This window comes from Scytonema hankhaensis NUACC26, from assembly GCF_045865695.1.
GTDB lineage: Bacteria > Cyanobacteriota > Cyanobacteriia > Cyanobacteriales > Nostocaceae > Scytonema.
Map to the genome: position 1 here is coordinate 19,000 of NZ_BAACAP010000139.1, position 14,323 is coordinate 33,322.

General features: G+C 41.3%; 15 protein-coding genes. 2 read left to right on the top strand and 13 right to left on the bottom strand.

The features are described from left to right. Nucleotides 1–107 precede the first annotated feature (107 nt). Nucleotides 108–1,178: an LOG family protein gene (locus ACKTT2_RS08980; RefSeq protein WP_407885840.1), complete on the top strand. Its 1,071-nt coding sequence runs from the start codon at nucleotides 108–110 to the stop codon at nucleotides 1,176–1,178. A 132-nt stretch (nucleotides 1,179–1,310) separates the two neighbouring features. On the opposite strand, the gene ACKTT2_RS08985 is transcribed toward ACKTT2_RS08980, so the two are convergent. The 9 genes from ACKTT2_RS08985 to ACKTT2_RS09025 form a co-directional block, all read right to left on the bottom strand. After that, entirely contained in the window at nucleotides 1,311–1,691 is a 381-nt protein-coding gene (locus tag ACKTT2_RS08985; protein WP_407885842.1) for an aspartyl protease, read from the bottom strand. Beyond that, entirely contained in the window at nucleotides 1,688–2,002 is a 315-nt protein-coding gene (locus ACKTT2_RS08990) for a hypothetical protein (RefSeq protein WP_407885844.1), read from the bottom strand. Before ACKTT2_RS08990 ends, ACKTT2_RS08985 begins: the two co-directional genes overlap by 4 nt. Before the next feature lie 157 nt (nucleotides 2,003–2,159). Further along, complete coding sequence (locus tag ACKTT2_RS08995) at nucleotides 2,160–2,435, bottom strand: hypothetical protein (protein WP_407885846.1); 276 nt, start codon at nucleotides 2,433–2,435, stop codon at nucleotides 2,160–2,162. 443 nt (nucleotides 2,436–2,878) lie between these two features. Beyond that, nucleotides 2,879–3,037, bottom strand: a complete 159-nt coding sequence (locus ACKTT2_RS09000; protein ID WP_407885848.1) for a helix-turn-helix domain-containing protein — start codon at nucleotides 3,035–3,037, stop codon at nucleotides 2,879–2,881. Between the two features lie 248 nt (nucleotides 3,038–3,285). After that, nucleotides 3,286–3,471, bottom strand: coding sequence for a hypothetical protein (locus ACKTT2_RS09005; protein WP_407885850.1), 186 nt, complete (start codon nucleotides 3,469–3,471; stop codon nucleotides 3,286–3,288). Nucleotides 3,472–3,477: 6 nt separating this feature from the next. Further along, nucleotides 3,478–3,675 (bottom strand): hypothetical protein, encoded by a 198-nt coding sequence (locus tag ACKTT2_RS09010; protein WP_407885852.1) that lies wholly within the window; start codon nucleotides 3,673–3,675, stop codon nucleotides 3,478–3,480. Between the two features lie 215 nt (nucleotides 3,676–3,890). Beyond that, the gene (locus ACKTT2_RS09015) at nucleotides 3,891–4,559 is read right to left on the bottom strand and encodes a helix-turn-helix domain-containing protein (protein WP_407885854.1); all 669 of its coding nucleotides are present in this window, start codon (nucleotides 4,557–4,559) and stop codon (nucleotides 3,891–3,893) included. An 82-nt stretch (nucleotides 4,560–4,641) separates the two neighbouring features. After that, nucleotides 4,642–5,238, bottom strand: coding sequence for a hypothetical protein (locus ACKTT2_RS09020; RefSeq protein ID WP_407885856.1), 597 nt, complete (start codon nucleotides 5,236–5,238; stop codon nucleotides 4,642–4,644). A gap of 86 nt (nucleotides 5,239–5,324) precedes the next feature. Further along, nucleotides 5,325–6,926 (bottom strand): hypothetical protein, encoded by a 1,602-nt coding sequence (locus tag ACKTT2_RS09025; RefSeq protein WP_407885858.1) that lies wholly within the window; start codon nucleotides 6,924–6,926, stop codon nucleotides 5,325–5,327. 298 nt (nucleotides 6,927–7,224) lie between these two features. Between ACKTT2_RS09025 and ACKTT2_RS09030 the strand changes: the two genes are divergently transcribed. Further along, on the top strand, nucleotides 7,225–7,392 hold the full coding sequence (locus ACKTT2_RS09030) for a hypothetical protein (protein ID WP_407885860.1): 168 nt from the start codon (nucleotides 7,225–7,227) through the stop codon (nucleotides 7,390–7,392). Between the two features lie 131 nt (nucleotides 7,393–7,523). Here ACKTT2_RS09030 and ACKTT2_RS09035 read toward each other — a convergent pair whose 3' ends face one another. From ACKTT2_RS09035 to ACKTT2_RS09050, 4 genes are read right to left on the bottom strand one after another with little or no spacing between them, the layout of a single operon-like run. Then, nucleotides 7,524–9,005 (bottom strand): leucyl aminopeptidase, encoded by a 1,482-nt coding sequence (locus tag ACKTT2_RS09035; protein ID WP_407885862.1) that lies wholly within the window; start codon nucleotides 9,003–9,005, stop codon nucleotides 7,524–7,526. Between the two features lie 45 nt (nucleotides 9,006–9,050). Continuing rightward, nucleotides 9,051–10,838: an ATP-binding response regulator gene (locus tag ACKTT2_RS09040; protein WP_407885864.1), complete on the bottom strand. Its 1,788-nt coding sequence runs from the start codon at nucleotides 10,836–10,838 to the stop codon at nucleotides 9,051–9,053. A gap of 5 nt (nucleotides 10,839–10,843) precedes the next feature. Beyond that, nucleotides 10,844–11,320, bottom strand: coding sequence for a response regulator (locus tag ACKTT2_RS09045; protein WP_407885866.1), 477 nt, complete (start codon nucleotides 11,318–11,320; stop codon nucleotides 10,844–10,846). A 10-nt stretch (nucleotides 11,321–11,330) separates the two neighbouring features. Continuing rightward, nucleotides 11,331–13,967 (bottom strand): PAS domain-containing sensor histidine kinase, encoded by a 2,637-nt coding sequence (locus ACKTT2_RS09050; protein WP_407885868.1) that lies wholly within the window; start codon nucleotides 13,965–13,967, stop codon nucleotides 11,331–11,333. Between the last annotated feature and the right edge of the window lie 356 nt (nucleotides 13,968–14,323).

Below are 14,323 nucleotides of genomic sequence, written 5' to 3' on the forward strand. Positions count from 1 at the left end.
TCCGGTAGGTGAGAGGCTTTTTTTGGATTAAGCTAAAGTAAATAGGAACTATTTTTTATTCCACATTAAATTCATCTAAAATTAAAGCCATTTTGGCGAAATTTCTCATGACCTCATCTGAGTCGTTAGACACATTGAATTCTTTGCAAGCGGAGATCGCTGAATTATTTGAACACTTACCGACATCAAAAAATCGGCAGTATGTAATGCAGGCACTATCTACCATAGTGAACTTAGCAAAAAGTGATATCGAGCGCCTAGATTGGAAAATATTATCAGCTGCCTTAGTTGATATGGAACGTGGTTTTGAACTTTTTTATGCTTATCGCCACGTTCGGAAAGTCACAATCTTTGGTTCGGCGCGTTTATCTTCAGAAAGCCCTGAGTACCGTATGGCGTATGATTTTGCTCGCTGTGTTTCTCAATTGGGATTCATGGTGATGACGGGCGGTGGTGGCGGAATTATGCAAGCCGGGAATGAAGGTGCTGGAAGAGAAAATTCTTTTGGTCTAAACATTCAACTCCCCTTTGAGCAAACAGCAAACCCAGTTATTGAGGGAGATCCAAAACTCATTCATTTTAAGTATTTTTTCACCCGCAAGCTATTTCTTTTGAAAGAAAGTGATGCGATTGCCTTGTTTCCCGGTGGTTTTGGCACTCAAGATGAAGCTTTTGAATGTATGACTCTCAGTCAAACAGGAAAGTTTGGTCCGATGCCAGTGGTTTTAATTGACTTTCCAGGAGGCGATTATTGGCGGTCTTGGAGTGAATATGTTAACGAACAGTTGGTTAAAAAAGGTTTGGTTAGCCCAGACGATCCCAGTCTGTACACGGTAACGGATGATTTAGATGTGGCTTGTAACGCAATTACTGGGTTTTACCAAGTGTATCACTCCAGTCGTTATGTGGGCGATCGCTTAGTTATCCGTCTTAAGTCAGAATTATCTGATGCTGAAGTAGAACAACTCAATGCTGAGTTTAGCGATATTTTAGTTAAAGAACGGATAGAAAAGAGTCAAGCATTACCCCAAGAAGCACAGGATGAGACCTTCAATCTACCTCGTCTTGTTTTGTACTTCAACCAAAGAGACTTAGGGCGAATGTATCAACTCATTGCAACAATTAACCACATGGGGACTCCCTCTCAAGAGGAGAAAGACCATCCAGAAAGGAAATAAGCACCATTTTTCAGGTAACTGAAGTATATAGGTAGGGGCGCAAGGCATTGCGCCCTTACAGCAATCTGTACCTCATTTTGCAATCTGCTGTAAGTTACACCAAAACTGTGCCAGTCATAAAGTTTCATTACCTTAAGAAGACACAATCTCAAGTGTTAATATTCCAGCTGGTTTGTCAGCAATCAATCGCATAATATCCAGCCAATAAGAACCTACAATAGTATCAGGAAGATTCTCACCAACATGAACGGGAATTGAAACTTCTACACCATCAATGATAATTTTACCAAAGTAAATATCGAATTTTGCTAATCCTCGTGCTGTTTGCATCTCAATTTGCCAAACCATTAAAGACCAATCCAAAGCTTCTAAGTCTTGTTTATTGATGGCTAACCAACCATCAGTAAATCCAGTATCAAACAAAGCTTCTACAAAAAAAATTTCATTATTGGCGGTAACAAGCTGAATCTCAAAAAATAACTCTTTGTTATCGCCAAATCGTCCATCAATCATATTCTTCCACAATAACCCGTGTCGTTAAGGCGGTACACCGTTAGTTTTGGTTCGTTGCCATAACCATATGCTTCTAAAACTTTTTTTGTTATTCCATTAAAAGTTGGATCGATAATGTATTGTTCTGTGTCGGGATCGATCGCAATATACCAGTTGCGATGCTCTTCTATCAAACTCGGGCGGACTCGTTCAAAAATTACACGGCATCGTGCAGCCAGTGAGTCGCGGTGTTGTTGACGGCGGGCTTGTTCTTCTAGTGATATGGGTTTGCGGGGGGGTAAGGTACGTCGTGGTTGAGATATGTGTGACATGGTGATAACAGGTGGTAAGTTACGCGATCTTAATTAATTATGCAGCTTGTGGAACTGACTAGTATTTTCTAGTCATCAAAATTTAAAACAATTTTAGAGCCAAGTTTCTTCAATTGTACTTGAACTAAATCGATACCAATTTTCTTAATTTCAGGTTCTAACTCACAAGCCATGAGATAACCAAGTTTTGACCCTTCATCATCAGGCTTTTGAGCTTCAATCCAGTCTCGTGCAAGCTTTCTTGCTTCCGTTGTTTTTGAAGCTTCTTTTGCAGAAACACCGTTTTTCTTAACACCTTGACTGACAAGAAACTCAATGGTTTTATCGCGATGCCATAAGTAATAGGCTTTGCCTTCATTGGGAATAATTTTTTCAAAAAATCCACCATCTTTTGCTGTTTGTGTCGGTTCTCCATCCTTTCCTCTGAGTCCATATTGTTTTAGAAGATTGCCAAACTTGAGTGCAGAAACACCGAACTCTTAACCAAGCTCAGTTAATGTTCTCCACGTTTTCCGAAAATTCTTGTTTTTGCTCATTTTCTTGATTTTTTTTAATATAATAATCCTAAATAATTTGTAAAATACACGTAGAATCGAGTAACCTCCAATCTACAATATTGCTCTCTTTTTAGTTAAAAAATATTCAGAGAAATCTTAAATTATCTAGGAAAAACTTTAGGAAATGTAGGATAAACAAAAGCTTAACAAAAATCGTCTATGGTGGTTAATACTCCACCATAATACGACGTAGATTTCAACGCAAGTTAGCTGCAAACACGGCCTTTTACTGCATGGAAAAAGCAAAAGCTTTGTTATCAGCTTCTATTAATTTACACGTTAGCGTGTAAATGTGTCAATATTTTGATAGTATATTTGTTCATTTTCCTGTTTTGTACTTAAATCCAGCTTTCTCAGCTACCAGATTCAAGTGTTTTGATGTAGCACGAGTCGGCTCATAGATTCCAGTTTGCCACTCGCTAACGGTTTGTTGGCGGATACCTAATTCCTCAGCTAACTCTGATTCTGTCAACCCCATTTTCAAGCACAAACTTCAGAATCAGTGGGATAAGTAGCACAATATTTTTCCTTCGCCTTATTTTGAGCCTGCTCATTATTAGCTTGACTCCAATAGCCCGCCACTGATACAGAACGGGCGTCCTCGCCCCGCAGTCGCCTCAACGGGAGGAAACCCCCGCACGACGCTGCTCTCCGTTCCACAAAATGGATAATTTATTTTTTGGAAAGCTCCAAATTGAGAGCCATCTAGTAGTTAGGTTACAATAATCAAGCAGTTTGCAAGCGTTTTAATTCTTGTATCAGTGACTGGCATCTCTTGCTCGCGTCTCTAGCTTGTCTCATTAAATCAAGACCTTGCTTGCGATCTACTTTGGACACTTCGGCGGCTTGACGGCTTAAGACTGCTGCTAGATGTCCTTCTTGTTTAATTTTGATTTTTAGTTGTTCTTCCATTTTTCATCATTCCTCTAGTTCTGAGATGACAACAGCTAAATTCTCCATCTGTTCATAAAGTATATCTGCTCTACTCTGGAACAAGCTAGCATCCTCGAAAGCTTCCAGTTCTAACTCCGTATCTGCTAGGGTATATAATTCTGTAACTAAATCTTCTAATCTTTCATAAATTCTCAACAAAGAGTCAAGTGTTGTTCGTTTCATTTATTTATCAATCTAAATCAAGTTCACCTTTGTCAGTTTCCTCAGTATTTTCTGGTTTTTCTATTTGGTTGACTTGTGGTACTGGTACGTTACCTTGCCGTTAACTGGAAAGTAACTTGAAGATAATGAGAATATTTAAAGAAAACTTTGTTATCACCTTACCTTAATTTACACGCTAGCGTGTAATACTGCCAACATTTTGATAGTATATTTGTTCATTTTCCTGTTTTGTACTTAAATCCAGCTTTCTCAGCTACTAGATTCAAGTGTTTTGATGTAGCCCGAGTTGGCTCATAGATTCCAGTTTCCCACTCACTAACGGTTTGTTGACGAACACCTAATTCCTCAGCCAACTCTGATTGTGTCAAACCCATCTTCAAACGTAATGCTTTGATTGAATCGCTGTTCCATTTTGTAGTGTCTGCCACAGATTGAACTTTGTAACCGCTAGCAGGCTTGCGAAACGTTACACGCTCTGTTTCTAAGTCAATTTCTCCAACAACGTATCCTGCGTTCATCCAAGCTGAAGCTTGTAATGCGCCTTTGCTACGATTTCCCCACCACCGCCGTTGGGTTCGTGCTGTTTCTGGTAAACTGTTATTCATTAATGTTTCAATTTCTGCAAAAGTCAGGGTGATTTCTGTGCGATCGCTGTTCTGTAGGTATTCAAAAAGTGGTTGATACTTGCTCCCTCCTTTCATAATTAACGACTCCTTTCCCAAAATCAGTCCATTCATTGCGAAACCTTCTTGAATAAATCCCAAATCAATTAGAGTACTTAAATAGCCAACTAAGAATGAATGAAGATAAGTAATTGATAGTTGATCTAAGTATTTTACCGGGTTATCTTTAATGTCTTGAAGAAGTTCAGTAAATTTTCTCATCTTGATTAACTTTGAATCGGGATAATTTCATTCAGTTAGGCAGTGTAGGATGAGATAGGAGTCATCAAAAAAATAACTGGATTTAAATTGAACATTTCTGCTTAATTGCGGCAAAAGCAATGTTTGCCCATTGTTGATAATCGTTGATGATTTTATCACAATAAAATGCAAACGCAGCCTCATTGAAACTACCAAACTGTTGCATCCATTCATTGTGATTTGCCCACTCAAATAAATATTCACCCCATTCGCGGAAGGAAAACGTCCATATACTTCCGTCATCAAGCGTGAGCAAACATTCGTTGGCAAATTCAGATCCCTGCAATACTAAACTTGTTGCATCAAGAAAACAGTTCAGTTTTAGTTGAAACTGATTAAGGGCATTCAGGGAAGAAGCACCTACTTCAATATAGTTTTCCCTAAATTTATCCCAATCGGTGCGTGCTAAAGCCAGCATTTCAGATGCATTAAGAGGCTTCTGTTTTGGCACTAAACTCAAACCCCATAGAGCGTGGAATTCATTGGCATGAATAAACACTCCATAAGCTTGTTCCTCTGACTTTAATATATGTACTACAGTGTCTAAATCAGAGCGTCCTTCGATGACATCAAACACTGCTTTAACAAAGGGAAGTTCTCGATTCAATTGCACTAGTATGTGGGAATTGTTGGATGACATTTTTCTTTATCCTTTTGATAGTAAAGTTAGCAAGACTGCAACAATTTATAACTAAAGTAACTGGTGTACAGGGAGAAATTTAACTACTAATTTTTTGGTAAAGGAATGACGTGAATGGTCTTTCCACTTACTGTTACTCCAAAACCGTTAGGGTAAGCCTGATGTACTCCTTGCCCTGTCCTTGCTGGATCTATTCCTGCTATTTTAGCCAGGTTATTGTACACTTTCGTGTCCTGGGTGGCAAAATTTGGCGTAACCCCTTCTTCACTCTCTGCAAAGAAAGTGTCGGCTACAATGCTCCGATCATTTTGTCCTTTAGGCGGTACTCCTCCTACGTAGTTATTCTCAAGCTCCTGAATGACTGCTTGGTACTCAGGGCTACTAGGGTCAACAGTCACAGGTACTTTCTGGAAGGGTTGATAATTCTCATTCTTCGTCTTCACCTCCCTCACTGTAGTATTTGTTTCACGGATTTCCGTACCAGTGCTTCTCTTCCTAGCAACCCAATTGACTGCTGATTGTTCTGCAACACTCAAAGGTTCACCCCTAGCTGCCTTATCTAGAGCAATTGATACCTGAGAATCTATTACTACAGAGTTTGAATTTAGGGGAGATGGTTGCGCTGATGAATCTGGATCTTGTGGATCTCCAGAACCCCCTGGCTCTCCAGATCCAGATGAACCACCACTTGCAGAAGTTGGTGGTGATGGAATGTTAGAATTATGTGGATCTAAATCACTAGAATCAGGTACTCCATCATTGTCATCATCTGGATCGGTTGTGTCTGGAAGACCATCATCATCAAAATCAGGATTTCCAGGCATAGTATAAATTCCTGGCAATATCCTTAAAGGGCGATCGTCTTCTGGAGTATTGGGGTCATCTGTCTCTTGCCCCGGAATGACAATTTTGTTCGCATCAAGCGTATCTCCAGGATCTAATAAACCCCCTTGTGGCATTGAACTAACAAGATTTTGCCAGTCAGAAGGTTCGAGTAAGCTAACTGCTGCATCACGCTTAGATTGTGGCCAATCTTTCCAAGGTGTCTGTTGCAATTCTTGAGCAGTCCAAGTATTTGGCTTAAAGGCGGTGAAGAGCTGACCATCAATGTAAATTAAATCCCAATCACAGTTTGCTCCGTGTGGAGGATTACCGTTAAAAATAGTTTGATAAGAATACGAACTACCATAACCGGTAAATTCCCAGTGCAAACCGTCCGGATAACAGTCCTGATATTGACCCTGACCTTCAAAATGAAAACCGTGACAGACAGAATCTGTAGGATTGACTTGACAATACTTTTCTTGAGCCTGATTTTGAGCCTGCTTATTATTAGCTTGACTCCAATAATGCCAAATGGCATATCCACCACCGACTGAACCCACAATAACACCAACTCTACCAACGGATGTGACAACTGCATTAGCAGTGCCAGTAGAGCCAGAAGTAGCAGCAATTGTAGCTTGACCAAGACCTGTACTCGTAGGAGCAGCAACATTTGCGCCTATTTCTACACCTATAGTTTCAACGCATACAGGGTCAACAGCGCACTTATTAAGTGTAGTCACCGCATAAGCAGCATGAGGAAATGATTCTTTTAAAAGGAAGATAGAAAGAAAAAGCCAAATCTTTAAAAATTCAGCTAAGCCTTTTCTGATTTTGGGACGCACTAATTTGACTTTTGACAACAAGGTTATTAAAACGATTCCTTTTTTAATTGTCAGAAGAAACCAAAAAAATGGGATTCGTGGGGATACTTAACTTTTTGTAAAGCTATAAAAAACTATTTGGAATTAAGTTGAACTAGTCGTAAATTCATATCAAACTACTTCCAAATTTTATAAAAATTTATCGTTCCTTGATAAAGTCAGTTTAAAGAAACTGAGAAAAATGTGAAGTTTTCAAGATGACATAAAGATAGAAATAGTTTTGCTTCATGTTTTTTAATACGTATATATTAATTGGTATAACAAAGAAGAATAAACTATGATGTCGGATCGATTAGAAACTCTTAAACAACAAAGAATTAGTAGAGCTAGAGCAGCGCTGCAAAGATCTAGAGACTTGAGAAATTCGAGACGAACTTTGGGGATCGATGGGATTCGCCAATTTGTTAAAGATGTTGATGGTGATTGGTTAGATGATTGGGAATAAATAGCGGGCGAGGACGCCCGCACCACAAGAGTGTAGATATTATTCTTACAAGAGTGTGGACATTACTTTCACAAGAGTATGGATATTACCTTCACAAGAGTTTAGGTATTACCCTCACAAGAGTGTAAGTACTACACTTCGCTGAGTACCCAGTTAACGAGGGTACGAACACCGAAGCCAGTTGCACCCGGTCCGTTGTAGCCGTTTTCTTTTTCAGCCCAAACGGGACCTGCAACATCTAAGTGCGCCCAAGCTGCTGTGTCTTTGACAAATTGCTTGAGGAATAAAGCAGCTGTAATGGAACCACCTGCACGCGGTCCAGTGTTTTTCATGTCAGCAAGCCCGGATTTTAGCCCTTCAAAGTACTTTTCTTCCATTGGCAATCGCCAAATCTTTTCCCCTGAAATTTCTGAGGCTTTTTCTAACTGAGTAGCTAAAGCATCATCAGGTGTAAATAAACCAGCAATGTCTTCTCCTAAAGCAACAACACATGCGCCTGTGAGAGTTGCAAGATCGACAATTGCGTCTACGCCTAATTTGTCAGCAAAGACTAAGGCATCTGCTAAAGTTAACCGTCCTTCAGCATCGGTATTGTTGACCTCAATCGTCTTGCCATTGGAAGCCGTGAGGATGTCGCCGGGATGCATGGCGTGACCGCTAATCATGTTCTCAGTTACAGCAGAAATAAAATGCACCTCTACATCTGGCTTAAGTTGACCAATGGCTTTAGCAGCACCTAAAGTGGCTGCAGCACCGCCCATGTCAATTTTCATGGTCTCAATGCCACTACCAGCACCTTTGATGTTAAGCCCACCTGAGTCAAAGGTTAAACCTTTACCTATAATCGCTAGCTTGCGTTTTGGCGTGCTTTCTGGTTTGTAAGTTAAGTGAATAAATTTAGGTGGCAAATCAGAAGCTTTTGCAACTCCTAAAAAAGCACCCATATTCAACTTTTCACAGTCTTCCTGCTCTAAAATTTCTAACTGCAAACCGTGTTCGGAAGCAATTTGTGTAGCAGTTTCTGCCATGGTAATTGGTGTAACTGAGTTAGCTGGTGCTGCAACTAACTGCCGAGCTAAAAAGACACCAGAAGCAATCTGATTGGCACAGGTAATGGCTGCTTCCTGTCCTCCAAGCCCCAATAAATCCACCTGTTCGACTTGCGGACTTTTATCCTCTGGTTCAGATTTAAAGCGATTATCTTGGTATAATGCGAGTTGAACTCCTTCAGCAAGTGCTTGAGCAGTTTGTGCTTGCTCGTTGTTAAAAATTGGCAAGTGAATTGCCAGAGTTTTGCACTTTTGCTTTTTAGCTGTTCTTGCAGCAGTAGCAGCAGCTCTTCTGAGGGTTTCTAGTTTTAAAGCTTCGGGTTTTCCTAAGCCAACAACTATCACTTTACGAACTGGACTATGACTGCCAACTCGAATGAAGGTGCTGCTACCTTGTTTGCCTTTAAATTCTTCTTCGGCAATTAATTCTTTGATACTACCAGCCAACTTTTCATCTAAAGTGGCTAGTTCTCCTGTTAGTTCTACTGCATCTTCAAATAATCCAATCGCTAAACCGTCTCCTGCCCACTCTAATAGTGGGGTATTACTCCCTCGAATCTCCATTTTTTGTATTTTTTGTAAAAGTATGTGAGTTAGTGGTTAGTGATGCTAACCCTTAACTAATTCTGCAACAACATTGGCAAGTTCATCCGGCATAACTGGTTTTGAAAGGTGTTTTTGGAAACCCGCAGCTAGCGCTTCTTGCCGATCCCTGTCTCCAGCATAAGCTGTTAGCGCAATAGCTGGGATTTGTCCTCCCTTTTCGTGTGGCTGATTTCTGATTTGGCGAATTAAGCCATAACCGTCTGTTTCGGGCATACCAATGTCGCTAATTAGCACATCTGGATGGAAAGATGCTAGCATTTCTAGTGCAGAATTAGCAGAGTTTGCTGCTGCTGCGATCGCACCACAGTCTTGTAAGGCATAGACTATAAAATCGCGAGAATCCGTCTCATCATCCACCACTAAGACTTTTACTCCTGCTAGAGGAAGGGACTGGGGATTAGGGATTGGGGATTGGGAAAATTTGCCTCTATTCCCTACTCCCAATTCTCTATTTCCTTCAAGAATTGGCAGTTGTACTGTAAATGTTGCTCCCTGTCCTTCTCCCGGACTGTTTGCAGTTACACTTCCGCCATGGAGTTCTATCAAGTGACGCACAATTGCTAACCCCAGCCCTAAACCACCGTACTTGCGAGTGGTGGAACCATCTGCTTGTCGAAAGGAATCAAACACGTATGGTAGAAACTCAGGATGAATACCCATACCTGTATCTTTGACTGTAATTTGGGCGATTGGCGATTGGGGATTGGCGATTGGGGAACTCGGGGTCCCCTCTGGGGATAAGGGGTAATGGAGATTGAGAACTCTTTCCAAGAGTACTTCCACCTGTCCTCCCTGAGCTGTGAACTTGATGGCATTTGAAAGGAGATTCCAAACGATTTGCTGCAAACGATTGGGGTCGCCTAAGACCAGGAACTTTGACTTAGAATGCCATTGCGTTGCTTGTGGGATGAAAGTGACTGTAGAAGTTTCTTCTGTTGAAATGATGGGTAGGGATTTAGTCGGTCGCTCTATAATATGAGTATTATTTAAAACAATACTTGAAGCTTCGCTTTGATTCTCTAATTCAGAATCTAAAATGGAAAACTTCAGGTTTATAGCTTTGGCTTGAGCTGCTAAACGCATGGTATCAATTGCAGCTTCAATTGCAGGAACTAAGTTTGTAGGTTGAGGGCGTAGGGTTAATTTACCGCGAATAATGCGAGAGACATCTAATAAATCTTCAATAAGCTGAGTTTGTAGCTTGGCGTTGCGCTCAATCGTTTCCAATGCACGGGTTAGGGTTACTGCGTCTATCTTGCGGGTTCGGAGAATTTTTGACCAACCGAGAATGGCATTGAGGGGCGATCGCAATTCATGAGACAGTACTGCTAAAAACTCGTCTTTAATGCGGTTTGCTCTTTCCAATTCTTCTTTTTGCTGTTTCAATTCAGCTTCTGCTTGTTGGCGGGCGCGACGTTCTTCGGCTTCTCGCATCGCCCGCTTGACTGAAGGTACGACACGTTCCAACCGTTGCTTCAGAACATAATCAGTCGCCCCACTTTTAAGAGTTTCAATTGCTACCTCTTCCCCCATTGTTGCAGTTACAAAGATGAAGGGTATATTTGGCAACAAACGGTGTGCCATCTCTAAAGCTGAAATACCATCAAACCCTGGTAAAGAGTAATCTGAAAGAATCAGGTCAAAATTATCTTCCTCAAGTGCCTTCTGAAATTCCGCTTGAGTTTTCACCTGAACCAATTCACAAAAAATCCCACCTTCTTTTAAGGTGGCCCAGATCAGTTCTGTATCCACCAAGCTATCTTCCAGCAAGAGAAACCTGAGACCAGACATTGTTGTTATGTTCCTGCAAATCCTTGAGTACTGCGTGCCGGAGGTATAGAACCTGGAGGCGGTTCATTAATGATTGCCCAAAACAATCCTAACCCTCGAATGACTTCCACAAATTCGTGAAAATCAATGGGCTTAACAACATAAGCATTTGTGCCAAGTTCATAACAGCGAGTCAAATCTTGTTCTTCGCGTGAGGAAGTCAGCACAACTACTGGCACTACCCGTAATTCTGGATCGGCTTTGAGTTGTGTCAAAACTTCTAATCCGTCAATCTTCGGTAGCTTGAGATCCAATAATACCACAACAGGATGACCCTCGCGCCGCAAACGGTACAAGCCACGGCGGTATAGATAATCCAATGCTTCTTCACCGTCTCGGACAACAACAACTTCATTACCCAAATGGTTTTCTGCCAGTGAAGTCAGGATTAACTCAACATCGTTAATGCTGTCTTCCACTAGGAGAATGCGCTTTAGTTCCATTGTTCGCTCTCTACTCTCCACTCGCTACTTCAAACCCCCTTGGTAGCGAAAAATAAAAGGTCGTGACCTTATCTATTTCACTTTCCGCCCAGACACGCCCACCATGTCGGTGAACAATGCGCTGAACGTTTGCCAATCCAACACCCGTACCCTCAAACTGAGGATCGCTGTGCAGGCGTTGAAAAACTCCAAATAATTTGTGAACATATCGCATATCAAAACCAATGCCGTTATCTCGCACGAAGAATACCACTTCCTGTTCCTTACTGATACAGCCTACAGTAATTTCTGCTAAGGAACGGGTTTTACTGTATTTAATGGCATTCTCTAACAAGTTACGGAAAACGAGTCTTAACATGGAGGGGTCACCATGTACCTGGGGTAGTGATTCTATGTGCCAAGAAATTTCCCGGTTTTTCGTTTCTGGCAATAAATCGCGTTGTACCTCCTGTAAGATTAAATTCATATCTACGTTGGTATAACGCATTTCAGAACGTCCCACACGGGAAAAAGTTAGTAAATCGTCAATCAATGTACCTGCTTGTTTGGTGGCTTCGGTGATAATAGCAAGGTAACGTTGGCTAGTTTCATCTAGCGAAGTACCTGCTAGCCGTTTTTGCAACAAATCAACAAATCCAGTAATGTGTCGCAATGGTGCTCTTAAATCATGAGAAACTGAGTGAGAGAACGATTCGAGTTCCCTATTGGCAGATTCTAGTTGAGCAGTGCGTAGTCTAACTCGTTCTTCAAGAGTTTCATTAATTTGTTGCGTTTGTGCTTCGGCTTGTTTGCGGTCTTCTATATCTATACAAGACCCGATGTAACCTAAAAATTCCCCTTCTGGGGTAAATCTAGGTATACCAATATCTAAAAGCCAACGATATTCTCCATCAAACCTCCTCAGGCGGTACTCTATTTGAAAGTTAAGGCGTGCATTAAATGCATTCGTATAAGTTTCCAAGCAATGCTGATAATCGTCAGGATGTAAACCTTCTCTCCAGCCATTGCCCATTTCCATCTCCATTGTTCGTCCGGTAAAATCCAGCCAAGGTTTGTTAAAGTAATTACACAGTGTATCTAGTCCGGACATCCAAACCATCATTGGAGCAGTATCTGTGACATGGCGAAAGCGCTTTTCACTTTCTATTAAGGCTGCTTGAGTTCTCTTCAGTTCGCTAATATCGAGAACAAATGAAACCGCTTCTTCCTGCTGTTCTCCAACTATGGTGTAACCTACTAATACCGGAACGCGAGTTCCATCTTTTCGGATGTAAGCTTTTTCATAGGGGCTAGAAGTTCCTTTTACCTTAGCTTCGGCTAGCGCTGCTTCATCTAAAGGTAGAAATTCTAGTGGGCTTAGATCTTTCCACTCCAGTCTTTCTACAAGAAAATCTTTGCGCGTGTAGCCAATTATGCTTAAAAAGGCGTCGTTGACTTCCTTTAGACGTCCTTGCATATCGCTACTGATAATACCGAGCAAATCTGATTCCACAAAGAAGCGCAGTCGAGATTCGCTTTGGCGCAAAGCAACTTCTGCTCGTATGCGATCGTCAATATCCGTACAAGTACCGAACCACTTCATAACAGTTCCGTTACTATCCCGCAGTGGTAAAGCTTGTACTACGTGCCAACGGTAAACACCATCAAAACATCTCAAACGGTACTGTGCTTCAACTCGGTTACCTGTAGTAAGTCCGGTTGTCCAACTTTCAAGGGCTTGAGGCAAATCGTCAGGATGAACGACTCGCTGCCAATCCCACCCTAAAGTTCGAGCGAGCGGCAACCCTGTATAATCGATCCAGCGCTGATTGAAGTACTCTACAAAACCATCGCTTCGGCTAGTCCAAACCAATTGAGGAACATTTTCCACGAGCAAACGATAGCGTTCTTCGCTCTCGCGCAATGCCCTTTCTGCTTTTTGACGAGTGCTATCTAAATTATTCAGAAAATTAGCATTTTGCCAAATTAATCCCAAAAAAATTCCATTTAGTACAAGGACAAGCAGCGATATGCTAAAAGCTGCATCGTATTGCTTTGTCGTTTGTCCCAAAAGAATTAACCACCCCGCAATCGGGGGCAGAATTAAAACAACTGGTATCCACAAACGGGCGATCGCACCGCCATTGAGTTCACTGGTTATTGTCCGCATAAACCCGGAGTTCGGACGAATATACAACACTCCCACACAAAGCACCACAAAAGTCAGTGCTGTATGTAACGCCATTGAGGTAGTATAAACGCCTATGTGGTAAAAATTTCTCACTCCATAGATATAACCGACTATTGTTTGAAGAGCTATCAAGCCAACCACAACGCTCAAACCTTGCGCCCAACTGTCACTGCGATTTGTCTTGTTACCCGATAACCACAGCGCCGTACCTAAAAGTACAAAGTTGAGAGCAGTATTTATCCCCATTCTCCCAGGATGTGAAGTGTCTGAGGCATCTGGTGAGTCTCGAAACAGCAATTCGTCAATTCTTGAATTCCATCCTAAGATATATTGACATAGAGTGAGTAAGCCAATAATAAAGACGGCGATCGCTGTTACACGAGCAACAAAGATATATTTTTTCCTTTGCTCTCCCATTATTGAAAACCACAGCGAAACTCCTGCTAGTAAAAAAGCGATCGCAGCATTTGCTTTCATACTGGTATGCTCTGGAAAAACACTCTTAAGCAAGGTAATATTAAGTGTCCAGCCCATCAGTACAATACACCCTACGATAACAGTAATGGCGCTTGTAACTTTTGATATTATTTTTGCGTTGGTGAAGTTACTCACACACCTTCACTTCAATTTTGCAGTTCTGTTTGCCAATAATATAGTATAGAGAAAACTCTATTTTTGACGCTACATAACTTAAATAAAAGCAAGCTAAATCTTTCTAAGGTGTACCTTAAGGTTGTTGGCAATCTTTATGTAACAGACCTGAGATAGATTTTACCCCACCCTAACCCTCCCCTTGTAAAGGGGAGGGAACTAGATTTTCTCATGCCCCCTTT